Origin of the sequence: Oceanobacillus iheyensis HTE831 (assembly GCF_000011245.1) — a bacterium.
GTDB classification, from domain to species: domain Bacteria; phylum Bacillota; class Bacilli; order Bacillales; family Amphibacillaceae; genus Oceanobacillus; species Oceanobacillus iheyensis.
In genome coordinates, this window is sequence record NC_004193.1 from 3,252,285 (window position 1) to 3,275,449 (window position 23,165).

The 23,165-nt window shown below is 35.7% G+C and carries 25 protein-coding genes; 7 read left to right on the plus strand and 18 right to left on the minus strand.

Translation table 11 applies throughout. From position 1 onward, the window contains the following. Nucleotides 1–40 precede the first annotated feature (40 nt). Nucleotides 41–655 (plus strand): YesL family protein, encoded by a 615-nt coding sequence (locus tag OB_RS15905; RefSeq protein ID WP_011067517.1) that lies wholly within the window; start codon nt 41–43, stop codon nt 653–655. Between the two features lie 5 nt (nt 656–660). Here the strand turns inward: OB_RS15905 and OB_RS15910 are convergent, their stop codons facing one another. From OB_RS15910 to OB_RS15920, 3 genes are all read right to left on the minus strand, one after another. Beyond that, complete coding sequence (locus tag OB_RS15910) at nt 661–1,482, minus strand: carbohydrate ABC transporter permease (protein WP_011067518.1); 822 nt, start codon at nt 1,480–1,482, stop codon at nt 661–663. 15 nt (nt 1,483–1,497) lie between these two features. Continuing rightward, nucleotides 1,498–2,376, minus strand: coding sequence for a carbohydrate ABC transporter permease (locus OB_RS15915; RefSeq protein ID WP_011067519.1), 879 nt, complete (start codon nt 2,374–2,376; stop codon nt 1,498–1,500). Nucleotides 2,377–2,465: 89 nt separating this feature from the next. Then, complete coding sequence (locus OB_RS15920; RefSeq protein WP_011067520.1) at nt 2,466–3,773, minus strand: extracellular solute-binding protein; 1,308 nt, start codon at nt 3,771–3,773, stop codon at nt 2,466–2,468. A gap of 152 nt (nt 3,774–3,925) precedes the next feature. Here OB_RS15920 and OB_RS15925 point away from each other — a divergent pair, with 152 nt between their 5' ends. Both OB_RS15925 and OB_RS15930 read left to right on the plus strand, forming a co-directional pair. Beyond that, complete coding sequence (locus OB_RS15925) at nt 3,926–5,128, plus strand: ROK family transcriptional regulator (RefSeq protein ID WP_011067521.1); 1,203 nt, start codon at nt 3,926–3,928, stop codon at nt 5,126–5,128. A gap of 75 nt (nt 5,129–5,203) precedes the next feature. Further along, nucleotides 5,204–6,814: a glycoside hydrolase family 43 protein gene (locus OB_RS15930; protein ID WP_011067522.1), complete on the plus strand. Its 1,611-nt coding sequence runs from the start codon at nt 5,204–5,206 to the stop codon at nt 6,812–6,814. A gap of 274 nt (nt 6,815–7,088) precedes the next feature. Here OB_RS15930 and OB_RS15935 read toward each other — a convergent pair whose 3' ends face one another. The 14 genes from OB_RS15935 to OB_RS18525 all read right to left on the minus strand — a co-directional run bounded on the left by OB_RS15935 (nt 7,089) and on the right by OB_RS18525 (nt 19,952). Continuing rightward, complete coding sequence (locus tag OB_RS15935; protein ID WP_011067523.1) at nt 7,089–7,757, minus strand: NAD(P)H-dependent oxidoreductase; 669 nt, start codon at nt 7,755–7,757, stop codon at nt 7,089–7,091. Between the two features lie 146 nt (nt 7,758–7,903). Further along, a complete protein-coding gene (locus tag OB_RS15940) occupies nt 7,904–8,788 on the minus strand; it encodes a Cof-type HAD-IIB family hydrolase (RefSeq protein WP_011067524.1) in 885 nt (294 codons plus the stop codon). 51 nt (nt 8,789–8,839) lie between these two features. After that, the gene (gene argH, locus OB_RS15945) at nt 8,840–10,219 is read right to left on the minus strand and encodes an argininosuccinate lyase (RefSeq protein WP_011067525.1); all 1,380 of its coding nucleotides are present in this window, start codon (nt 10,217–10,219) and stop codon (nt 8,840–8,842) included. Further along, nucleotides 10,216–11,469: an argininosuccinate synthase gene (locus OB_RS15950; protein ID WP_011067526.1), complete on the minus strand. Its 1,254-nt coding sequence runs from the start codon at nt 11,467–11,469 to the stop codon at nt 10,216–10,218. Before OB_RS15950 ends, argH begins: the two co-directional genes overlap by 4 nt. Before the next feature lie 240 nt (nt 11,470–11,709). Then, nucleotides 11,710–12,357: an SDR family oxidoreductase gene (locus OB_RS15955; protein ID WP_011067527.1), complete on the minus strand. Its 648-nt coding sequence runs from the start codon at nt 12,355–12,357 to the stop codon at nt 11,710–11,712. A gap of 80 nt (nt 12,358–12,437) precedes the next feature. Further along, on the minus strand, nt 12,438–13,127 hold the full coding sequence (locus OB_RS15960; RefSeq protein WP_011067528.1) for an LrgB family protein: 690 nt from the start codon (nt 13,125–13,127) through the stop codon (nt 12,438–12,440). Beyond that, complete coding sequence (locus OB_RS15965; RefSeq protein ID WP_011067529.1) at nt 13,120–13,497, minus strand: CidA/LrgA family protein; 378 nt, start codon at nt 13,495–13,497, stop codon at nt 13,120–13,122. Before OB_RS15965 ends, OB_RS15960 begins: the two co-directional genes overlap by 8 nt. A gap of 362 nt (nt 13,498–13,859) precedes the next feature. After that, a complete protein-coding gene (gene pstB, locus OB_RS15970; RefSeq protein WP_011067530.1) occupies nt 13,860–14,690 on the minus strand; it encodes a phosphate ABC transporter ATP-binding protein PstB in 831 nt (276 codons plus the stop codon). 25 nt (nt 14,691–14,715) lie between these two features. Then, nucleotides 14,716–15,606 (minus strand): phosphate ABC transporter permease PstA, encoded by an 891-nt coding sequence (gene pstA / locus OB_RS15975; protein WP_011067531.1) that lies wholly within the window; start codon nt 15,604–15,606, stop codon nt 14,716–14,718. Continuing rightward, the gene (pstC, locus tag OB_RS15980; protein WP_011067532.1) at nt 15,607–16,557 is read right to left on the minus strand and encodes a phosphate ABC transporter permease subunit PstC; all 951 of its coding nucleotides are present in this window, start codon (nt 16,555–16,557) and stop codon (nt 15,607–15,609) included. A 93-nt stretch (nt 16,558–16,650) separates the two neighbouring features. Next, on the minus strand, nt 16,651–17,628 hold the full coding sequence (locus OB_RS15985; protein WP_011067533.1) for a PstS family phosphate ABC transporter substrate-binding protein: 978 nt from the start codon (nt 17,626–17,628) through the stop codon (nt 16,651–16,653). Between the two features lie 258 nt (nt 17,629–17,886). Beyond that, nucleotides 17,887–18,573 carry an ABC transporter ATP-binding protein gene (locus OB_RS15990; protein WP_011067534.1) on the minus strand — a complete coding sequence of 229 codons (687 nt, stop codon included), beginning with the start codon at nt 18,571–18,573 and terminating at the stop codon, nt 17,887–17,889. 6 nt (nt 18,574–18,579) lie between these two features. Beyond that, on the minus strand, nt 18,580–19,647 hold the full coding sequence (locus OB_RS15995) for an ABC transporter permease (protein ID WP_011067535.1): 1,068 nt from the start codon (nt 19,645–19,647) through the stop codon (nt 18,580–18,582). A 164-nt stretch (nt 19,648–19,811) separates the two neighbouring features. Next, a complete protein-coding gene (locus OB_RS18525; protein ID WP_173338121.1) occupies nt 19,812–19,952 on the minus strand; it encodes a hypothetical protein in 141 nt (46 codons plus the stop codon). Between the two features lie 124 nt (nt 19,953–20,076). On the opposite strand from OB_RS18525, the gene OB_RS16000 reads away from it, so the two are divergent. The 3 genes from OB_RS16000 to OB_RS16010 all read left to right on the plus strand — a co-directional run bounded on the left by OB_RS16000 (nt 20,077) and on the right by OB_RS16010 (nt 21,770). Further along, nucleotides 20,077–20,277 carry a helix-turn-helix transcriptional regulator gene (locus tag OB_RS16000; RefSeq protein WP_011067536.1) on the plus strand — a complete coding sequence of 67 codons (201 nt, stop codon included), beginning with the start codon at nt 20,077–20,079 and terminating at the stop codon, nt 20,275–20,277. Then, nucleotides 20,274–20,741, plus strand: coding sequence for a hypothetical protein (locus OB_RS16005; protein WP_011067537.1), 468 nt, complete (start codon nt 20,274–20,276; stop codon nt 20,739–20,741). The genes OB_RS16000 and OB_RS16005 overlap by 4 nt, the downstream gene beginning before the upstream one ends. 228 nt (nt 20,742–20,969) lie before the next feature. Further along, the gene (locus tag OB_RS16010) at nt 20,970–21,770 is read left to right on the plus strand and encodes an N-acetylmuramoyl-L-alanine amidase (RefSeq protein WP_011067538.1); all 801 of its coding nucleotides are present in this window, start codon (nt 20,970–20,972) and stop codon (nt 21,768–21,770) included. Nucleotides 21,771–21,885: 115 nt separating this feature from the next. Here the strand turns inward: OB_RS16010 and OB_RS16015 are convergent, their stop codons facing one another. Continuing rightward, the gene (locus OB_RS16015) at nt 21,886–22,308 is read right to left on the minus strand and encodes a pyridoxamine 5'-phosphate oxidase family protein (protein ID WP_011067539.1); all 423 of its coding nucleotides are present in this window, start codon (nt 22,306–22,308) and stop codon (nt 21,886–21,888) included. A gap of 197 nt (nt 22,309–22,505) precedes the next feature. On the opposite strand from OB_RS16015, the gene OB_RS16020 reads away from it, so the two are divergent. After that, nucleotides 22,506–23,162: a lysoplasmalogenase gene (locus OB_RS16020; protein ID WP_011067540.1), complete on the plus strand. Its 657-nt coding sequence runs from the start codon at nt 22,506–22,508 to the stop codon at nt 23,160–23,162. The last annotated feature ends 3 nt before the right edge of the window (nt 23,163–23,165 follow it).

Sequence of the window (23,165 nt, forward strand, 5' to 3'; positions counted from 1 at the left end):
TCTATATATGATACCCCTTACAAAGAAGGAGATATTTTCAATGAATCTATTTGCAAGTCGTCTTTATACCATAATGGAATGGGTGATGAAATATGCTTATTTACATTTATTGTGGGTTGTTTTCACCTTGTTAGGATTAGTAATAACTGGATTTTATCCTGCCACTCTTTCTGTATACTCGATCGTAAGAAAATGGTTTACCTCAAATCCGGATATCCCAATTTTTTCTACATTCTGGACTACATACAAAACTTATTTCAAGAAAGGCAATATATTAGGAATCGGTGCTAATCTAATCCTTAGTTTAGCGGTATTAAATATAATCTTTATTCAATCCTATCAAGGAACTTTTTCATTGATTCAAATTCCTTTATTAGCTTATTTATTTTTAGTTTGTTTATTTTTCATTTACTTATTTCCAGTTGCAGTTCATTATGAATTATCGGTTACAAGAATATTTAAACAATCTTCACTGATTTTACTGATTAGTCCAATCCACACATTGTTAATCATTGTTAGCTTTATTTCAATCTATTTTATTTTTGTACAAATTCCGGCACTTTTCTTTATCTTTGGGATCAGTATAATCGCGTCTATTTCAACATGGATCATTAAACATCGTTTCGAGATAATACAATCTTTTAAAAAATCATAAAGAGATTACCCTTTTACTGCACTTGCAGATAGACCTTCCATGATTTTATCGCTAAAGAAAATGAACGCAATTATGATTGGAAGTACACTAATAACCAACGTAGCTCCAATTGCTCCCCAATCCGTCATATATTGACCTATAAAGTTTTGAATACCGACAGTTAACGTTTTAAATTTATCGGAACTAATAAATGTATTTACAAATACAAATTCATTCCAGTTATAGATCATATTAATGATTACAGTGGTGGACATAATTGGTGCTGATAACGGTAAGATAATCTTGAAAAACAACCGATGAATGGAGCTTCCATCAATGATAGCTGCTTCCTCTATTTCTCTTGGTAATGTTGTGTAAAAGCCTAAAAGAATCATCACTGTTATCGGTAGATTATACGTCATATACGTAACAACAATCGATACTGGATTATCAATTAAATTTACATTGAGGAACATATTGTATAGTGGAATTAGCGCTGAATGAATGGGAATCATTAATCCTATCATAATAATTCCTAACACAAAGCTCGATAACTTCCATTTCATTCTCGTTATTGCAAATGTCGCCATACTTGCAATTAAAATAGTTAGTATTGTAGCAACAACTGTTATCCAAATGCTATTCCAAAAATACGTTCCAATTCCACCTTCAAACACTTTTAAGTAATTTTCCCATTTAGGATCAGTTGGTAATGCAAACGGATTTCCCGCAAAAATTTCCTGGTTCGTCTTTAAAGAGAAAGAGACCAGCCAAATGATTGGGAAGATCTGAAATACACCGACAACACCTAAACAAATATAAAGTAAAATATAACCGACTCGATGCATTTATATTTCCTCCGATCAGTACTGAATGGTGTCTTTTGTTTCTGTCGCTTTTCGAATAATAAAAGTAACGATTAATGTAATAATTAAAAGCAAGAAGCCTATGGCACTGCCATAACCAAAGTCATAACTAGAAAAAGCGAGCTTATACATATAGGAAGCCATTACTTCACTAGCTCCATTCGGCCCTCCTCCAGTCATTACATAGATTAGGTCAAAATATTTTAATGACCCAACAATAGCTAGAACAATAGTAACTTTGAATACGGTCATAATTAATGGGAATTTAATCCTAATTGCAATTTGAATCGGACTTGCACCATCAATTTTTGCGGCTTCTATAATAGATTCTGGTATATTTTTAAGTGCTGCATAGTAAATCAAAATATAGAAACCTGCATACTGCCAAATAATTGGTATAAAAATTGCATAAAGTACTATATTTGGATCAGCTAACCATGCTGGAGGATTTTCCACTCCTAAACTCGTTAAAATACTGTTTAGCATTCCATTACTAGGGTTATAGACTTTTATCCATAACTGTGCAATAGCTACCGATGAAAGCAACATTGGTATAAGATATATCTTCTTTAAAAAGTTTGCACCTTTAATTTTCGACGCAAGAATTAATGCTACTACTAAGTAAAGTAATAAACTTAACGCAGAAAATATAGCCAACAAAAATGAATGCAATGTACTTTCCCAAAACTTCGAATCCTGCATTGCCGTAATATAATTATCTAGACCGATAAATTGCATCGCTCCGATGCCATCCCAATCCATTAAGCCAAAATATCCTGACAATAACAATGGAATAACTATGAGAACTGCAATAAATAACAGCGCAGGAAGGATATAAAGTGTAATGATCCATTTATTGGACATAACTTTATCCATATGTGTTCAACCCCAATTTTGAATTTAATTAATAAGGCTGCCTAGCATATAATTCTATTTAATTTCCTGCAGACAGCCTTCATTATTATTTATTCCTCATTTGCTAGCGTTTCTTCATGTGTTTTTACAAACTCTTCTGGAGTAATTTCGCCACCAAATAATGCTTGAATCATGTCCAAATGAACTTGTGCGGCACTGGCACTCATTTGAACATCTGCATATAATGTAATGTTTGATGCATTATTTAAATCATCCAACACCTCTACATAGAGTTCTGGTAAATCTAATGCTTCTCCATCGATTTTTGTTGCAGGAATAATCCCTACTTCCGTTACTGCCCTCTCACCCCATTCTTTCACAAAGTAAGACACAAACGTTTTTGCCTCTTCTTTTACCTCGGAGTTTTCAGAAACGAATAGCCCAACACCAGGACCTCCTACATAGCTATTAAAGTCACCACTTCCATCAACTTGCGGAAACGGGAAGTATCCAACAGAATCACGAAATTCTTGAGGTACATCTTCATTCGTCGTATAGTTAGGTAAATCCCAAGTAGCAATTAAGTACATCGCAGCTTGACTTTCCATAAACATACTTTTTGCTTCTTGATCAGCCAACCCGTTGAAACCGCTAACAAAAGAATTATCGTTTACTAAACCTTGAAGATGTTCTGCTGCTTTTAGTAATGCTGGATCTTCAAATGAACCGCTTCTATCAATAGCACTGGTTAATACATCTTCATCTCCACCTAGACGATTTGCTAAATACATGTACCACATAGAACCTGTCCAAGCATCACGATTTCCTAATGCTACAGGAATTACGTCGTTTTCGTTTAATGTATCAACGACTTGATTAAATTCATCTAGAGTTGTTGGTTCTTCCAACCCATACTCATCGAATATTGCTTTATTGTAATAAATGGAAGATATATTTAACTCTAAAGGTAAACCATAAGCAGTATCATCAATAGAAAAGGCATCTGTTGTACCAGCTACAAATTCTTCTGATAGATTATCTTCCTCTAAGATATCATCTAAAGAAGCAAACATATTTCCATCAACAAATGGCTCCATATATCCGGCAGCCCATGTCATACCAACATCAGGTAATTCGTTCGAGGTAGATTGAACTTTAATTTTTTCTTTATATTGTTCATTACTTAAAACCTCTAGTTCTATGTCTATCCCTTCATTTTCAGTTTCAAAATCTTCTATAATTTGATTCACAACTTTATAATGTTGGGCAGAACTCCCTTCCGGCCATAAATGCATAAATTTAACTGTTTTTGAATCTCCTGAAGCACTATTTTCATCTTCTTCACCAGAACAAGCGACCATTAATAAACAGCAAATCAATACGAAAGTCAACACTGTAAACGCTTTCTTCATTTTCATTGAAACCCCCTGTTAAAAATATTCTCACAATTAATGAGTTGTCATTATATTAGCAAAAATAACTTTGTTTGTCTACCGGTTAAACAAAGTTTTGTATTTGAAATATAACATGCTATACTAATAATCAATCAGATGGGAGAAGGAGCGAATACATGAAAATAAATCGAACGTGGAATCAGTATGTAGTTAAACAAGAGAATAAGTCTTTAGTCTTTAATACTATTAGACAAAATTCTCCCATTTCAAGAGCAGATATCGCACAACAACTAGGCCTTAACAAAAGCACTGTTTCTTCATTAGTAAGCGAACTTATTAACGAAGAACTGATTGGAGAAGTTGGTCCAGGAGAGTCAAGTGGAGGAAGACGCCCTGTTATGCTGTTTTTCAATAATACAGCTGGTTACTCTATTGGAATCGATCTCGGTGTAAATTATATATTGGGGGTGTTAACAGATTTACAAGGAAATATTTTAGAACAAGAACAAGTTACATTTGATAACTTAACTTATGAAGAAATCCTAGTTCATCTAAATGAGGTTATACAGAAACTGATTACAATGACTTCAAAAAGTCCATATGGTGTTATCGGTATCGGTGTTGCAGTACCTGGAATTGTTAATAAAGAAGAGAAAATACTGCTTGCTCCTAATTTAAATTGGCGGAATATTTCTTTAAAAGAAGAATTAGAGAATCAATTTAATATTCCGGTTATTATTGAGAATGAAGCAAATGCGGGTGCGTATGGTGAAGTACAATTTGGCATCGGCAAAGAAAATAAAGAAATTGTATATGTCAGTGTTGGTGTAGGAATCGGGGTTGGCCTTGTATTAAACAACCAATTGTACAAAGGAAATAATGGATTTTCCGGAGAAATGGGGCATATGACTATTGATGCACATGGCGCAAAATGTAGTTGTGGAAGTGAAGGTTGTTGGGAGCTATATGCTTCTGAGAAAGCATTATTACAATTAGCTAAAAGAAATAAAATCTATACAACCGATCCATATGATTTACTAGACCATATGATCCAATTAGCCAAAAATAATGATTCAGTAGCGTTAGAAGCATTTAATGAAATCAGCAAATATTTAGCAATCGGGATCAATAATATTATTAATTCATTTAATCCAGAACAAGTCATTATTGGCAATCGAATGTCTGCTGCAAAAAAATGGATTGAGAAACCATTGCTTGATTCCATTAATAATCAATCACTATGGTTTAGCCAAAAGGATTTAAAAATTGATTTTTCAAGCCTTAACACACATTCGAATGCACTTGGGATGGCAGCATTTTCCTCTGAGAGATTCTTAAAAGTAACGATTTCTGGAAACGAAGTAATCCGTGTGAAGTAAAGCAATGGATCCATGATAAACCTAAGTTTTTTCGAACAATAATCCACCATGAAAAATAAAAAATGAGGTGAAATAATGACAAACATTAAAAATCCTATTTTAACAGGGTTTAACCCTGACCCAAGTATTTGTAGAGCTGGAGAAGATTATTACATTGCTGTTTCCACCTTTGAGTGGTTTCCCGGTGTTGGAATCTATCATTCTAGAGATCTGAAAAACTGGAAACTGGTATCTAGACCTTTAAACCGCCTCTCTCAATTGAATATGATGGGAAATCCAAATTCTGGAGGTGTCTGGGCTCCAGCATTGTCCTATAAGGATGGGAAATTCTGGCTTATCTATACGGATGTGAAAGTAACTGGAGGACAATGGAAAGATTGTCATAACTACCTCGTTACGTGTAACTCGATTGATGGAGAATGGTCCGAACCTATATATTTAAACAGCTCTGGATTTGACCCATCACTGTTTCATGATGAAGACGGCAAGAAATACTTAGTAAATATGGTTTGGGATTCCCGAATAAGCACTCATCCGTTTTATGGAATTGTTCTGCAAGAATATGATTCAGTGAAAGGAAAGTTAGTAGGAAAAAAAGAGATTATCTTTAAAGGAACAGATGTTAAGCTTACCGAAGCACCACACCTTTATAAAATTAATGATTACTACTATCTTCTAACAGCTGAAGGAGGGACTAGATATGATCATCAAGCTACAATTGCCCGATCCAAAAATTTACATGGACCATATGAAGTCCACCCCGATAATCCATTAATTAGTTCACATTCACATCCTAGAAATCCCTTACAAAAAGCTGGACACGCATCTATTGTTCAAACGCATACAGATGAATGGTTTATGGTTCACCTTACTGGTCGACCATTACCAAAGGAAAACCAACCCATTTTAGATCCGAGAGGCTATTGTCCATTAGGAAGAGAAACAGCAATTCAACGGTTGGAATGGAAAAATGAATGGCCGTATGTAGTCGGAGGAAATCAACCTTCGATGGAAATAGAAGGACCCAAAATCCCAGAATCATCCGCCGATGTACAACTATCTGGCATAGATGATTTTGACGAAAATGAATTAAATCTTAATTACCAAACTCTACGAATTCCATTAAACGAAAATATTAAGACGTTAACTGAACGCCCAGGTCATTTACGTCTATATGGTAGAGAATCGCTAACGTCAACATTTACTCAAGCTTTTGTAGCTCGGAGGTGGCAACACTTTGCATTTACTGCAGAAACTAAAGTTGATTTCCAACCAACATCATTTCAACAAGGGGCTGGTTTGGTTAATTACTATAACACTGAAAACTGGTCTGCACTTCAAATAACCTGGGATGAACAAAAAGGAAAAGTGCTTTCTCTAACAACATGCGATAACTTTAAATTTGAGCAACCTTTGCTTTCTAAGGAAATTGAAATACCAGATGAACAGGGAGATGTATATCTAAAAGTAGTAGTTAACTACAATAATTATCAGTATTTTTACTCATTTAATGGTAATGATTGGATTGCTATACCTATTACCCTACAATCTTACAAACTATCTGATGATTACGTTAAAGGTGGAGGATTCTTTACCGGCGCCTTTGTTGGGATGCAATGCCAAGATACAAGTGGTGAAGGAATTCATGCTGATTTTGATTATTTCTATTATCAACCTAAGATATAAAAAAGGATGCTATTTGTATTTATTAGTTATTTAATTTAACACTTTATTGTAAACGCTTAATGAATGACTCTATTACTAAATTTTTCTTTGTTAGCAAGCTGCAATAGTTATTGCTAATGGATATCTTTATTTAACTTCAGATGAGACAAAATTTATTACTGAAGAAGCATTAGTCTGGTGGATGTAGGTTCTTGACAGCCCTTAACAAAAAGCAAAACAGACGAGTCCACTCACACGCTGTTTTGCTTTTTGTTTGTTTTTTTTATCGTTTGAATTACACCCATTCCACAATATCATTTAAATTTTTTCTTGTTTTCGGTCGGCTCGGTTCTTCCTTACGATATCCAAAAGCCGCCATGACGGAAGGCTGATATCGTCCGTCTTCTAGTAAACCTTCACTTTCAAGTAGGTTATGCACATCCTTATAGATGAATCCTTCTATTGGTGTAGAATCAATTCCAATCTGGGCAGCAGCTGTCATCATATTCGCTAATGCGATATATGTCTGTTTTGATGACCAATCAAATAAAGTACGATCATTAAATAACTGCAAGAAGTTTTCTTGAAATGTCTTTATCCCTTTTAAAAGCATATCAGCAACTTCATCAGGCATTTGTTGAACTGTTCTTAAATGATTAGCCACATAGTCGGAATCATATCGAACATCTACTCGCGCAAGAATAATTACAAAATGACTCGCTCCACTAAGTTGTCGTTCCGCTCCTGAAGCAAGTTGCATTAATTTCTCTCTTAAATCTGAACTTTGCACGATTAAAAATTTCCAAGGTTCAAGACCGAGTGAGCTTGGTGATAACCTACCTGTTTCCAATATAAATTTAAAATCTTCGTCTTCAATCTTCTTGCTACCATCGTATTCTTTTGTAGCATGTCTAAATTGAAAAGCCTCTAAAATCTCTTGTTTCTTTTTCGCCTTATCCGTCATAGAATACCCCTTTCCTAAGCATGTCGTACATATTATCATTTCATCTAATTGTGAACAAATAATTGTACACTTCGTTGCCAACTATAATAAAAAAACTATAACCCAATTAATCTTACACTGGTTATAGTTTAGTTCTTTTCTCTATATCACAAAGATGCATCAATTATCTTTTGTTGTTCCTTAAGCATCTCTTCAAGCGCAACAGCAACACCATCTTCACGGTTAGTTAAGGTTGTATAACTACATAACGCTTTTATTTCATCTGCTGCATTACCCATTGCAACACCACGACCTGCCATCTGAAGCATACTTGCGTCATTCCAATTATCTCCAATAGACATAACATCTTCCATCGTCCATTGTTTTTGTTGAACATATTGCTCTACAGCCAACCCTTTTTGGGCCTCAGGGTGATTGAACTCTAAATTAATCTCACCGGAAGATGTAATGACTACTCCTTCTTCACTTCTTAACTTTTCACTTGCATTCGATAATTGCTCAGGTTCTGTAGCAAATACTAATATCTTATAAACGTTAATATCTGTAGAATCTAGCACTGCATGATAATCATTTATAAATTCTACCGGTTCAAATTGAAAACGACGTTCTGCCTGTTCCCTAACATCCTTCTCCGATATATTCGGATTTGCAGAAGTCATAATATCAACCATTACTTCCAGAAAATATTCCCTACTTCCTGAATATATCCCTTTATTTGTGAAAAGTTCAATGTACATGCCTTCTTGATCACAAACATCAGTAATTTGTTTTGCCACATCTTTTTCTAACGGAATACTTCGGATAATTTCTTTTTCTTTCGTATACGAGACAGCACCATTCAAACTAATCACAGAACAGTCAATCCCAGCTTTTTCAAGCGGAATACGTGCAGCATCATAAGACCTACCGGTGGCAACAATAAATTCAATGCCCTTGTCTATAGCTGCTTGTATTGCTTTTTGATTTGCTTCGCTTATCGTCCCATCTTCTTGCAAAAGTGTACCATCTAAATCAGATGCAATTAATTTCATATGCCATACCGCCTTTTCAAACAGAGTAACCATTCTCTACTATACCCTATTCTACTTAGCAGATTCCAATAATTTCTCCGCCTTTGCTATTTGCTGAAGCACACTTTCTTTTGCAGTACCACCTTCTACCGAACGAGCATTGACAACTGCTTCTGGCTTTAAAACATCAAAGATATCTTCATCAATAACTTCTGAATACTGCTTAAACTCTTTTAATGTGAGATCTAGCAAATATTTATTTTGCTCTATACAATGTAAAACAGCTTCTCCTACGACTGCGTGCGACTCTCGGAATGTCATTCCCTTATTAACAAGATAATCCGCAAGATCAGTTGCATTGGAATAATCATTAGATACAGCCTTGTACATGCTTTCTTTATTTACTTTCATCGATTCCATCATTGGCGCAAATAATTGCAAGGCTCCTTTTAATGTTTCATGCGCATCGAACATACCTTCTTTGTCTTCCTGCATATCTTTGTTATACGCAAGCGGAAGACCTTTCAACGTGGTTAACATTCCCATTAAATGTCCATACACTCTTCCTGTCTTTCCTCTGACTAATTCCGCAACATCCGGATTCTTCTTCTGTGGCATCATGCTACTTCCTGTTGTAAAAGAATCATCTAACTCCACAAAGTTAAATTCAGCACTTGACCACTGAACAAGTTCCTCACAAAGCCTGGATAAATGAGTGGAAACAAGCGCAGAGTTGGATAAGAACTCTACAACAAAATCCCGATCGCTTACGGCATCCAGACTATTCTCACATATCCCATCAAACCCTAGCTGCTCCGCAACGAAGTGACGATCAATTGGAAATGTAGTACCTGCTAAAGCCCCAGCACCTAAAGGGGATTTATTGACACGCTTTAGACTATCTTGAAAACGTTCAACGTCACGCTGAAACATAAAGACATAAGCCATCATGTGATGAGCAAAAAGTACTGGTTGCGCGCGTTGCAAGTGAGTATATCCTGGCATTACGGTATCCATGTTTGCTTTCGCCTGGGTAATTAATGATTGTTGAACTGCCTTAAGTAGATCAGACAGTTCGGCAATCACATCCCTTAAATACAGGCGCATATCTAGAGCTACCTGGTCGTTTCTGCTACGGCCAGTATGAAGCCTACCACCAACTGGACCCACTTCATCAATTAATAGCTTTTCAACGTTCATATGAATATCTTCATGTTCATTAGATAGTTCTGCTTCTCCTGCTTCAATTTTAGATAAAACTATTTTCAGACCTTCTGCAATTTTATCGGCATCTTCAGCCGGTATAATCTCACATTTTTTCAACATTGCAACATGAGCTAGGCTACCTTCAATGTCATAAGCCGCTAGTTTTTTATCAAATTGAATGGATGATGCATATTCATCTACCAATTCGTTGGTAGGTTTTGTAAATCTTCCGCCCCATAGTTTCATGGTTTCACAGCTTCCTTTACTTCCAAGTCTACTTTTTCAATTGATTTTTTACCTTGTGGTCCATTTACAGCGGAGTGAACCTGCGTAGGTAGTCCCCAAAGTTTAATAAATCCTAATGCAGCATCATGATCAAATGCATCTGCTTTGTTGTATGTCGCCAAGTCAAAATCATAAAGGGAGTTTTCAGACTCTCTTCCAATTACTTGTGCATGACCTTTATATAACTTCACTTTTACTGTTCCAGATACATGTTCCTGTGTTTTCTCAATAAAAGATTGTAGTGCTTCTGTTAAAGGTGAATACCATAATCCATAATAAACCGTTTGTGCTAGCTTCTGCTCAATTGTCGGCTTGAATTCCGCTACTTCTCTTGGTAATGTTAATGCTTCTAATTCCTGATGTGCAGCAATTAACGTCGTTGCTGCTGGTGCTTCATAAATCTCTCTTGATTTAATTCCTACCAAACGATTTTCTACATGATCAATTCTGCCAACACCATGTTTACCAGCAATCGTATTTAATTGTAGAATTAGTTCATCTAGAGGCATTTCTTTACCATCAATAGAGACTGGCTTTCCTTTTTTAAATGTAATTTGGATAACTTCTGGATCTTCAGGTGCATCTACTGGATCTATAGTTAGATCATAAGCGTCTTTAGGTGCCTCTGCCCATGGATCTTCTAAAATCCCACATTCATTGCTTCTGCCCCATAGATTTTGATCAATACTGTAAGGACTATCCAAGTTAATTGGAATTGGAATCCCATGTGACTTCGCATACTCAATTTCTTCTTCTCTTGACATTGCCCATTCACGAACCGGCGCTACAATCTTAAGGTTAGGGTTTAGTGCAGTAAATGATACATCAAAGCGCACTTGATCATTTCCTTTTCCAGTGCAGCCATGTGCAACAGCTACCGCTCCTTCTTCCTCTGCAATATCTACTAAAATCTTAGAAATAAGGGGTCTAGATAAAGCTGAAATTAAAGGGTACTTTCCTTCATATAATAGATTTGCTTGTAATGCTGGTAAGACATATTCTTCCGCAAACAAGTTTTTCGCATCAATAACATAGGATTTGATAGCTCCTACATCCAATGCTTTCTTCTTCACAAAATCTAAATCCTTACCTTCTCCAACGTCTAATGCAACTGCAATCACATCATAATTATATTTATCCTGTAACCATTTAACTGCAACAGAGGTGTCTAATCCTCCAGAATAGGCTAATACAATCTTTTCTTTTGTCATTTTGCCTTCCCCTCTCCGATATGTTCTATTATTGAATTATTATGCATTAATATGCATAATAATTCAATAGGTTCATAAAAAGTTTATTTTTTCTGATTATTTATTGACAAAATCGGAATGATCGCTGTTTTGATTGTCATTTTAGACGGACGCATTTTACAGTCCATTATTTACAGGATACAGGATAAAAAAATGGCTGCCCTTATTGGACAGCCATTTACCTTAGCATAATGATTTATATTATATTTTTCCCACTGCATCTTTGATGGAAGTTTCGCCAGATATAAGATCAAAACCTTTATGATACGTGTTTTTGGCATCTAGCACTTCGACAACTGTCGATGCTACATCTTCACGAGGGATAGAGCCTCTTTCTAGATTTTCACTAGCTTGAACCTTCCCAATAGCAGGATCGTTTAACAATCCACCTGGTCGAATGATGGTATAATCAAGGCTACTTTCCGTTAGTTTTTCATCAGCAAAATGTTTCGCAACCATATAATGCTTAATTGGGTTATCTGCCCAACTATCACGATTATGGGCTTGGAAAGCACTAATCATAACAAAACGTTTTACACCTGTTTTTTCAGCCGCTTCGATAGATTTGACAGCACCATCTAGATCAATGAGTAGTGTTTTATCGGCGCCTGTGCTTCCACCTGAACCAGCCGTAAATACGACTGCATCGGCTCCTTTCATAGCTTTAGCAATATCATCTACACCATCTTCTAGATTTGCTAGGACTGCATTAATTCCACGTTGTTTTAACTCTTCTAGTTGTTCTTCTTTTCGAACCATTGCAGTAACTTGATGACTTTCATTTGACTGTAATTGATTAACAAGGTGCGTACCAATTTGTCCATTTGCTCCAATTACTAGTACATTCATGTATAACAACTCCTTCTTGTTAACTAATTCATCTTCTATTGTGTGTTGTTCCCATTACTCATCTATTTCAAACAAAATCATTAAAAAATGAAAGATACCAGTAATGGAGCAAGCATCGATACAATCACTGCACTAACTACCATAGCTACTGTACCCAAAGTACCCTCCAACTCATCTATTTCTAATGAATGGGCTGAACCAATTGCATGGGATGCACTGCCAATGCCCACTCCCCTTCCTACAACATGTTCTATACGCATTGTTTTAAAAAGGAAGCTTCGCATAAATACTCCACTTATTCCAGCCATAATAACAAAAACAGCTGTTAAAGACACTTGCCCACCGATAATATTTGTTACCTCGATAGCAATTGGTGTAGTAACTGATTTTGGAACAAGCGAGTAAATGATTGTTTCGTCTACTTGTAACAGCTTCGCTAAAATAATTCCAGAGAGAATCCCAATAAACGCCCCTGCGATTGTGCCCATGAATATCGGGTATAACCATTTTAACAGCAGTTGTCGTCGTATATAGAGCGGGTAAGCCAACGCAACTACCGCTGGTCCTAACAAATAGTGAATCCAGTCTCCTCCAAGCATATATGTCTCATAGGGAATTTCACTTATAAGTAAGAAAACAATAATGGCAACCGAACTTACTAATACAGGTAATGTCAGTGGATGATTCCATTTCTTATTTAGTTTTCGTGACAAAATATATATAGACAATGTGCCAATGATAAACACAATCGTCAATAATGAATTAATCATGCTTTAATTCCTTCTTCCTAACTAACCACTGGCTAACATGTCCAGATATCACAATCACTAACGCTGTACTAACAATGATAATCGCTATTAAAAAAATGCCACTGCCTGCAAAAAGATGGAGAAAAGAAATAATACCTACTGTTGCAGGAATAAAAAATAATGGTAAATGTTTTACTAAGAGTAATGCTCCTTGGTCTACCCATGACGGTTTGACTAATCCGGTAATTAATAAAACAAATAATAAAATCATTCCAATAACACTACCTGGTAGGGTTAAATTTAAAAAATCATGAATCCATGTTCCCATTTGATATAAAACAATAAGTAATAACGTATGTATAATTACTTTTCCAACGTAAACCACCTTCATCACTGTTCCTTTCCTTCACCCTTACAATCAGACTTAAAACAAATGGTGAGCCTCTATAAACTAATGTATGAGGTCTCACCTTATTGTTTTAAGTTGAAACTTATTCCTAGCTACCTTACTCTTTTTTTACTAATTGAAATACAATGAAATTAAGACGATTAAAATACTCTTTAAAACTTTGGATGTAACTATAAATCTTCAGTAGAATATATTTATTTTATCACCAAGTCATAACCCTCTACACCTTGTATGACCATATTAGATACTATCTTATCAAAAGATGAAGAAGGAAGGAAATCTCTTCTTAAATAAAAAAGTTGCTGAGATATTTTCTCAACAACTAAATAGGGAGATTATATAGTTTAACCAAATCGACCGGAAATATAATCTTCGGTTCTTTGATCTGAAGGTTTCGTAAAGATACGATCTGTATCATCAAATTCTACCACTTCTCCGTTTAAGAAGAATGCTGTTTTATCAGAAATTCGTGCAGCTTGTTGCATATTATGGGTCACTATTATAATGGAATAGTCTTTTTTCAATTCCTGCACAAGTTCTTCTATACGAAGTGTTGACTTAGGGTCTAGGGCAGATGTTGGTTCATCCATTAAAATTACATTAGGTTCAATTGCTAAACAACGTGCGATACATAAACGTTGCTGTTGTCCACCTGACAGTCCATACGCGTTCTCATTAAGACGATCTTTTACTTCGTCCCAAATAGAAGCCCCTCTTAAACTTTTTTCTACAATCTCATCCAGTACTTTTTTATTTTTAATACCGTGAATCTTTGGGCCATAAGCTACATTTTCATATATAGACTTCGGAAATGGATTTGGCTTTTGGAAAACCATACCTACATGGGTACGTAGATCCTCTACTTTAAACGAGCGATCTAAGATATTTTTTCCTCTATAGGTGATTGTTCCAGTCGTTTTTACCGTCGGAACTAATTCCACCATTCGATTCAATGTCTTTATATACGTTGATTTCCCACAGCCAGACGGTCCGATAATTGCAGTTACTTCTTTTTCATTTATAGCTAGGTTAATATCTTTTAACGCATGTGTTTCCCCGTACCATAAATTAAGATCTTTTGTATCATATACAATATTTTTATTATTTACAGGTGCTTTTTTATCATTTTTATTAATATCTACTTGTACCTTCTTGTCCGCTGTTAATAAACTCATATTTTTTCCTTCCTTTCACTTACAATTAATAACGCTGTTGAAATTTATTTCGGATAATAATAGCAATCGAGTTTAATAGGAACAATAAAACTAGCAATACAATAATTGTAGCTGCTGCTAGATATGCATACTCCGCTACCAATGAAGAATCTAACGTCCAATAATAGATTTGCATTGGCAATGCAGTAAATGTATCAAATACTCCTCCAGGGAACGGAATGAGCAATGCCGGTATGCCTAATACTGTTAATGGTGCAGTTTCCCCAATTGCTCTAGATAAGGCTAGGATCGATCCAGTTAATATCCCAGGTAGTGCAGCTGGTAACACTATTTTTTTCACGGTTTGCCATTTCGTCGCCCCCATACCATAGGATGCTTCACTAAGATGACCAGGAACCGCACGAATTGCTTCTTGTGCCGCTACAATTACAATAGGTAATACTAAGAGTGATAAAGTTAATCCTCCGGCTAAAATGACATTCCCGAATTCTAACGTCCGTACGAATAAGGTGAGGCCGAGTAAACCATATACAATCGATGGTACACCTGCTAGGTTGGAAATATTTGTTGCTATAAACGATTGGAACTTGCCTTTTTTGGCATATAACTCCAAGTATATTGCAGTACCTACACCAATTAGCATCGTAACCGGGATTACAATCAGCATTAACCAAGCTGTACCTAATATTGCTCCCATAATTCCTGCTCTCTCAGGTGCTGTAGAAAGGTGACCCGTTAAGAAATCCCAGTTAATATAGGTGACCCCTTGTGTCAGTACTCGAACAATGAGAACTGCCAATACTACTAAACCGAACATCGTTGCTGCTAAAAATAGATATTTTGAGAGATTATTTTTTCGGATACGAGATGACATCCGCTTCTGTACTTGTTCAATATCCACATACTTTGTGCTCATCTAGTATTCCTCCCTAAACTTACGGGAAATATATCTTGCTAGTAAGTTCATAATTAAAGTGAAAACGAATAGTGTTAATGCTACTGCATATAAACTGTAATAGATGGTAGATCCTGCTGGGGCTTCTCCACCAGAAACTTCAACAATATACGCAGTCATTGTTTGCATCGATTGCGTGATATCGAAGGTAAAGTTTTTCGAACTACCACTTGCGATGGTCACGATCATGGTTTCTCCAATCGCACGAGAAATACCTAGTACAAATGAAGAGATAATTCCAGATAATGCAGCTGGAATAACGACCCTAAATGTTGTTTCTAACCTTGTTGCACCTAATGCTAGTGCTCCTTCACGCATGGAATTCGGTACCGAAGACATTGCATCTTCTGATAAAGATGCAATCATTGGGATAATCATTACTCCCATCACGATACCAGGACTCAAAATATTGGTAGCTTCCACGGAAGGAAACACCATCCGTATCAGAGGTGTTACAAAAGTAAACGCAAAGAAACCATAAACAATCGTAGGAATTCCTGCTAGTATTTCTAATAAAGGTTTTACTGTACGACGTACTTTATCTGATGCAAATTCACTCAGGTAAACAGCTGACATTAAACCTACTGGTCCTGCAACTAACATTGCAATGACCGAAGATATTATAGTACCGGTTAGTAATGGGAGGACACCAAATTCCGGATTTTGACTTAGCGGTTTTAATACTGTCCCTGTGAAGAATTCAATAATTGGTACTCGTTGAAAAAACGCTATTGATTCAGCTAATAACGTATATATAATACCTGCTGTTGTTAGAATCGATATGGAGGCAATTAATACCAAAAATACCGGTACTAGTTTCTCTGTAATTTGAGAAACACTCTTCTTTTGCTTATTCGCCTCAATCATCTTTCTAACAGAAGCAGTATTCTTATTTTCGCTGCTTGCTGCCATTCTTAAAGCACTCCTTCTTCGCGCTTACACTTACAACAAGATGAGAACCAACAATATTATCGGTCCTCACCTCGACAAGAATATTCGACTAATTTATTTTAATACTTCTAATTCTTCTACTAGACTTTGAGCCTCTTCTTCAGGAATCGGCGCAAATCCAGTTTCTCCTGCAAATGTGTTTACGTTATTCATAATGTAGATCGCGTAGTCGAGGACTTGAGGTTTTTCTTGAGCGTTACCTACATTAAGGTACGTAAATACGGGTCTAGTAAATCCTGCATAGTCACCATCTTCAGCAATAGTGTCTAGAGATGGTTCAACAGGTCCGTCTCCGAAATCGATGTTTACTGCTTGAATACTATCTTTATTGCTATCATAGTAACCAAACCCGAAGAATCCTATTGCATTTTCATCTTGAGAAATCAACGTTACTAGTGTGGAATAATCTTGTTGAAGATCAATTGTTTCCACTAGATCCTGTTCTTCTAAAATATTTTCATAGAAGAACTCATACGTTCCGTGATTTTCATTTGGTCCATACGTTTGAATTGGTTGATCAGGCCAAGAAGAATCAATATCTGACCAATTTGTATATTCACCAAGGAAAATACCTTGCACTTGCTCTTGTGTTAATTCTGTTGCCCAATCATTATCTGGATGGGTTACAATTGTTAAACCGTCTAGAGCAACTTTTAATTCTTTTACATCTATTCCAAGTTCATCCGCTTTTGCTTGTTCTTCTTCTTTTATTAAGCGAGAAGCATCATTAAAGTCTGTCCCGTTTTCGGCTAAGAATTTTTCAAATCCTGCACTCGTTCCAGCACGACTAACTTCCACTGATACGCCCGGTTGTTCATTAATCATATACTCTTCCGCAAGACGAGCCATTAATGGATAAACAGTACCTGATCCATCAATAGCAACACTTCCTTCTAATTCTTCTGAGTTACTATTTGAATCTGAATCTGAATTTGAATCTGACTCACCATTTGCGTCGTCAGATCCACATGCTGCTAACAGTACTAACAACATTGGTATAAGTAATACAAAAGCAAACTTCTTGAAATTCATTTTTTAGGTCCTCCCCCTAATTTGTGTTTGTATATTTATGGGCTTATTTCCTGCCCTCACTTGTAAGTATAGGAAGAGAATATTAAGAAAGTTTATGGTAAGTGTTAAGTATTTGTAAATTCCTAGTTCGATAAACTCATAAATTCAAACTCCAACCAAGGAAGGGGGCCGTTTTCCCCCTAACCATATTTTTTTATGAGAAACGCAAAAAAACTGTCTCGTAAGTCTTATGTGACTCGCGAGACAGTTTTCACTTTATTACTCCGATTGTAGTTGTGATTGTAATTCCATTTTTCCATCTGTGATCTGATACACTTTGTCACAGTCATCTATCAACCTTGTATCATGTGTTACGACGATGGTAGTTGTATTTTTTTCTTTCGTAATCTCTTTCAACATTCGCATAACCTCAAATGCACGATCTGAATCTAATGAGGCGGTTGGTTCATCAGCAAGTATAATGCTGGGGTTTGTATAAAGTGCTTTAGCAATAGCAACACGCTGTCTTTCTCCACCAGAGAGATCGCTTGGAAAGTTCTTTAGTAAGTGTTCAATTCCTAAAGATTTATATAATTGTTCCAGCTCTTCCCCTTTTAAATTATTCTTTTTCACTTTATCTAATAATTGCATTTGTTGCTTTATATTTAAAAATGGAACCAGGTTCGAAGCCTGTAGTACGAATCCTACTTCTTTCAAACGAACTTTTGAACGTTTTTTTTCATTTAGTTCTGTTATTGGTGTTCCGTTAATATATACATCTCCATCAGAGGGAGTCTGTAATCCGCCTGCTATGGTTAAAAATGTACTCTTACCAGATCCAGATGGGCCAATTACTGCAATCAGTTCACCTGCTTTTGCTTCGAAATACGTATGTTTCATGGCTTCCACTTTTGTATGCCCGGATCCAAAGACTTTTTGTACATTTTCTAATTGTAAAATTGTCATCTTTCCTTAGCCTCCAATCGCTTTCAATGGATCTATTTTTACTATTGTTTGCACGGATATAAATGCTCCAATAACAGAAACAAGAATAAGAACAACTGCATACACAAACATGTCCAGATAATTAAACGAAACCGGAACTTCTGGCGGTAAGAAGTAACCCGTCAGAATGGTCAATACTAATCCAATGACCACTCCAGCGAAGGATAGAAGGAAGGTTTGCGCAATTACTGATTTTGCTAAGTAGCCAGAGGAAATCCCCTGTGCCTTCATCACACCAAAGATACTTACCTTTTGAATGGTTAATACATATAAGAAAATAGCTAGAATAACCGCAGATATAACAAATAAGAAATATATCATGAAAGATAATGTTAAGTTTTGTTCTGTATAACCAGGGAGATTTTCGATAAATGTTTGTGTATCGACTACTTGCAGTTCTTCATCTACAGCTATTTCATTTAAGTTATTTGAACGAACTACGAATGCATTTACTTGTTCGTCGCCTTGTTCCACTGCTTCTCCATATTGCAACGTTTGTAGTGTTTCAAAATTTGTATACAAAACAGGAGCTGCGTTAAATCGAGCATTGTCAGTAAAGCCGACGATAGTTAACTTCTCATCAATAGAAGAAAGTGATAATTCATCTCCTACTGCAAAACCTTCTTGCTTTAAAGATTCATCTGCAATTACTTCACCTTCATTAGTAAATTCTTCTCCTTCTGTCACATTCGGCATGATAAATTCATCTTTATGTATTCCAAATATGAATGTATTTGCTTTGTTATCTCCATTACTTGCAATTGCACTTTGCTGCCCTAATTCAGCATAATCCTCTGATCCTTCTCCATCGTAGTCTTCTGCCTGCATTACAGACTGTTGCAAACGAAGATCTGATTCTTCGGTGAGAATTACCCCGTCTGCTTCCCATTTATCGACTGCTTCTTTATTTAAATCCTCCAGTCCATTGGCTAAGCCCGATAAAAAGAATACAAGGTAAGAAACGAGCATCAATACTCCGATAACGAGGGTAAATCGAAGTTTATTATTTTTTATTTCATTCCAGGCTAGAAACATCTAAGTACCTCTTTTCCTATTCTTTATTTACATATAGTTTAATTCATTCCTCTTTCTATAGCGAATTAAACCGCCTATAAACATGCAGAAAGACCACGTTACAGTATTTCTATTCGTGGTCTTTTTGTTCTACTAGTTATCGTATTCATGTACTGATTCGATTACTATTTTTTACTTTTGTACTCATTTGGAGTGGTTCCTTGACCCTCACTGTGGTTTTTGAAAGGGCTCTTTCTTCCGTTACGTTTTTCACCAGAATTAGAATTCTCTTTAAACTGATTATTATTGCTGTGCTTTTCAGACATTTGATCATCCTCCTTGTATTTATTTTCTTCTAGGGAGGTAAATTTATACACATATTGACTCGCCAATAAATGCAATATATAATTTACTTATGTAATATATATATTACATGTTAAGGAGAATACTATGATTAATCGTGTGAAATTAACTCGAATGGAAAAAAATTTAACACAACAACAATTAGCAGCACGCACAGGGATAACGAGACAAACAGTTGGGTTAATAGAAAAAGGACAATATAACCCGTCATTACAACTATGCATTAAGATAGCAAAAGAATTAGAAGTAACGTTAAATGATTTATTCTGGGAGGAGAACAACTCATGAATTCTTGGTTAAATGTATTTCTACCGAATGATGAATACAAAAAACAAAGAGTACTTTATTTTTTAGCTGAAGGCGGCGGTTTATTAGCTTTATATTTAATACTTATGTTAATTTTTATGGACTACTTTACAATAATAAAATGGAGCTCTTTCTTAACAATCGGACTAGGGTTGATCATTTTCATTTTTTATGTATTTTTCAGATATACTTTATCAGGCATTGAATACACGGATATTATGACAGACTCTCAACTTCATAAATCGAAAAAAGAACTTCGTAAAAAAAGTATATGGATGAGTGCATTTATGATTGTCGGTCTCTATATAAATTATTTTATTGGGTCACAAAACGGAGATTGGTATGACCCTCTTGGAATAGGAATACTAGCAGGGATTTTCATGTATATATTTGAATTAATTTCACTAAAACGATCTTACCGGAAAAATAAGGACCTTATCGACTAACGATTATACAAGAAGCTGTTTAAAAACTTTCTTAAAGTAAGTTCACCGGGGTAAAGATCTATCAAGGTAATAATCTTTTCTATTTTCCCCTCTTTATTAGCCTGTCTTTCGATTATAGAAGTGATAAACGTGGATACACAGAAGTGGATTTATACAACACTCATGTTGTTTGTCCACGATTTTCTATTCATTATCCATACACTATAATCGAGAGGAGGAAATGAACTAATGAAACTATATCTTGATCCCGGACATGGTGGTAGTGATCCTGGAGCTGTCGGCAATGGACTACAAGAAAAAACAATCAACCTAGATATCGCTATAAGAATACGTGATTTATTACTCTCCAATTACAATAATGTATCTGTAAAAATGAGCAGGACATCAGATAGTACAAAAAGCTTATCCCAACGGACGAACGAGGCTAACAATTGGAATGCAGACTATTTTCTTTCTATTCACTGTAACTCCTTTAATGGTTCAGCTTACGGCTACGAGGATTTCATCCACAATAGTCTATCGGATCAATCAACTACTGCTAGATACCAAAACATTATCCATGAAGAGGTAAGTAAAGTTAATCAACTGCGAAACCGCGGTAAAAAGAAAGCAAATTTCCATGTTTTACGCGAATCCCATATGCCTGCGCTTCTCACAGAGAACGGTTTTATTGACCATAGCGGTGATGCAGCAAAATTACGTGATCCCTCATGGCGGCAGCGTGTCGCACAAGGACATGTAAATGGATTAGCTCGAGCTTTCCAACTTCAGCCAAAGGATGATGCGCCCGATCCTTCTCCTAACTTCTTTAAAGTTATTGCCGGGTCATTCAAACAACGAATTAACGCAGAGGAACGTGTAGATCTTCTAACGGACGAGGATATGGAAGCAATTATTGTACCAGTAACCATATCTGGACAACAGTGGTATCGTGTTCAATCCGGTGCATTTCGTGATCGCGACAATGCTAATGCCAGAATAAATCAATTACAAGATCTAGGAATTGAAGCATTCATTATCACAGATTAAAAAAACAACTGGAGCACTATTTGAATAACTACTTCATACTTCACTGTCTTGCCTCCAAACAAAGATAGTTTAAGTAGAGATTCTTTAGTCGCTTTCCAGTTGTTTTTTGTCTTTTTTAGAAATGGAGTTCTTTTGAAGCATCTCCTTTTTTATTCATAATTCGAATCGCAGTTGGTTCCACTTTTAATATAATATACGAATCATCTTCTGGACCTGAGAAGTACTTCTTCATATCATCATTCCATAACTCTTCTTTTAATTCAGGACTCGACTCAATAGAAACCTTCCCTTGATATTCCACATACTCATCTCCAAACCCTTCTCCTTCATAACCGATTAATATATGTGTCCAAGGGTTTGATTCAATCTCTTCCACTTTATCCGTTTCTTTGTCTGTTGCAGTATATAGCGTTAACTCGCGATGGAAATATAGCATATAACGAGAATGTGGTTTATTATTCTTCACCGTAGCCATCGTACCAATTGGACTTTCGCTTAAGATTTGATCTACTTTTTTCCTTATCGATTCTTGACTCAATTCAAACACTCCTTATATAGCAAATATATAGGTAATAGTATGCCTACAAAAACATATTTTCATGAATATTTTTCTGTCTAACTCAATTAATAAATTGATTCATCTAATTAGAAAATATTTGCTCATAAAAAAGGATATTGTCTTCTTCTCTAGAAATCATAAAGGTAAGTAAGTTATAGCATAGAGGAGTGTTCGTTATGGTCATGTATCGTCTTCCCATATTAATTCTTACAACGAGTATTGTGTATATATTTATTTCTCCATCTGAACCATTTGTTTTTAGCTTATTTTTTAAAGTAATTCCAATGATCCTGATTATTATTTATGCAACAGAGCAAATGCCACCTGAGAAAAACGCTACTCATTGGTTTATTCTTATCGGCTTATGCTTTTGTATTATTGGCGACGCTACTTTACATTGGTTTATTATTGGTTTAACCGCATTTTTACTTGGTCATATAGGTTATACAATCGGTTTTCTCAAACAAGCACATTATTCATTCAAAAAAGGTGTTGCAATCTTACCAATCACTGCTTTTGCTATTTGGATAGGCGTCCAGCTTTTATCTTCGCTTAAAGAAAATGGCCAACAAGAACTCATTATCCCGGTCATCGCCTATATTACTATAATAAGCATCATGGCTTTCACAGCAATTTTGACGGGAAATCGTTGGGCTATACTTGGTAGTATACTATTTCTGATTTCGGACTCAATTCTTTCATGGAACATGTTTATCTCAACATTTGCAGTAGCAGATGATTTAGTGATGATTACTTACTATAGTGCACAATTTTTAATTGCCCACAGTTTATTCACAATCGTACCCAACGATACTAAACCAATCATATGGTAGATA

Bases quoted from the DNA above. Each gene is read 5' to 3' on its own strand.
- OB_RS15905 (WP_011067517.1), top strand. From the start codon at position 41: ATGAATCTATTTGCAAGTCGTCTTTATACCATAATGGAATGGGTGATG.
- OB_RS15910 (WP_011067518.1), bottom strand. From the start codon at position 1,482: ATGCATCGAGTCGGTTATATTTTACTTTATATTTGTTTAGGTGTTGTC.
- OB_RS15965 (WP_011067529.1), bottom strand. From the start codon at position 13,497: ATGAAGGTGGTTTACGTTGGAAAAGTAATTATACATACGTTATTACTT.
- OB_RS15950 (WP_011067526.1), bottom strand. From the start codon at position 11,469: ATGACAAAAGAAAAGATTGTATTAGCCTATTCTGGAGGATTAGACACC.
- OB_RS16005 (WP_011067537.1), top strand. From the start codon at position 20,274: ATGAATTCTTGGTTAAATGTATTTCTACCGAATGATGAATACAAAAAA.
- OB_RS18525 (WP_173338121.1), bottom strand. From the start codon at position 19,952: ATGTCTGAAAAGCACAGCAATAATAATCAGTTTAAAGAGAATTCTAAT.
- OB_RS15960 (WP_011067528.1), bottom strand. From the start codon at position 13,127: ATGATTAATTCATTATTGACGATTGTGTTTATCATTGGCACATTGTCT.
- OB_RS15990 (WP_011067534.1), bottom strand. From the start codon at position 18,573: ATGACAATTTTACAATTAGAAAATGTACAAAAAGTCTTTGGATCCGGG.
- OB_RS15985 (WP_011067533.1), bottom strand. From the start codon at position 17,628: ATGAATTTCAAGAAGTTTGCTTTTGTATTACTTATACCAATGTTGTTA.
- pstB (WP_011067530.1), bottom strand. From the start codon at position 14,690: ATGAGTTTATTAACAGCGGACAAGAAGGTACAAGTAGATATTAATAAA.
- OB_RS15935 (WP_011067523.1), bottom strand. From the start codon at position 7,757: ATGACGGATAAGGCGAAAAAGAAACAAGAGATTTTAGAGGCTTTTCAA.
- OB_RS15940 (WP_011067524.1), bottom strand. From the start codon at position 8,788: ATGAAATTAATTGCATCTGATTTAGATGGTACACTTTTGCAAGAAGAT.
- OB_RS15930 (WP_011067522.1), top strand. From the start codon at position 5,204: ATGACAAACATTAAAAATCCTATTTTAACAGGGTTTAACCCTGACCCA.
- OB_RS15955 (WP_011067527.1), bottom strand. From the start codon at position 12,357: ATGAATGTACTAGTAATTGGAGCAAATGGACAAATTGGTACGCACCTT.
- pstC (WP_011067532.1), bottom strand. From the start codon at position 16,557: ATGGCAGCAAGCAGCGAAAATAAGAATACTGCTTCTGTTAGAAAGATG.
- OB_RS16010 (WP_011067538.1), top strand. From the start codon at position 20,970: ATGAAACTATATCTTGATCCCGGACATGGTGGTAGTGATCCTGGAGCT.
- OB_RS15915 (WP_011067519.1), bottom strand. From the start codon at position 2,376: ATGGATAAAGTTATGTCCAATAAATGGATCATTACACTTTATATCCTT.
- OB_RS16000 (WP_011067536.1), top strand. From the start codon at position 20,077: ATGATTAATCGTGTGAAATTAACTCGAATGGAAAAAAATTTAACACAA.
- OB_RS15925 (WP_011067521.1), top strand. From the start codon at position 3,926: ATGAAAATAAATCGAACGTGGAATCAGTATGTAGTTAAACAAGAGAAT.
- OB_RS16020 (WP_011067540.1), top strand. From the start codon at position 22,506: ATGGTCATGTATCGTCTTCCCATATTAATTCTTACAACGAGTATTGTG.
- pstA (WP_011067531.1), bottom strand. From the start codon at position 15,606: ATGAGCACAAAGTATGTGGATATTGAACAAGTACAGAAGCGGATGTCA.
- OB_RS15920 (WP_011067520.1), bottom strand. From the start codon at position 3,773: ATGAAAATGAAGAAAGCGTTTACAGTGTTGACTTTCGTATTGATTTGC.
- argH (WP_011067525.1), bottom strand. From the start codon at position 10,219: ATGAAACTATGGGGCGGAAGATTTACAAAACCTACCAACGAATTGGTA.
- OB_RS15995 (WP_011067535.1), bottom strand. From the start codon at position 19,647: ATGTTTCTAGCCTGGAATGAAATAAAAAATAATAAACTTCGATTTACC.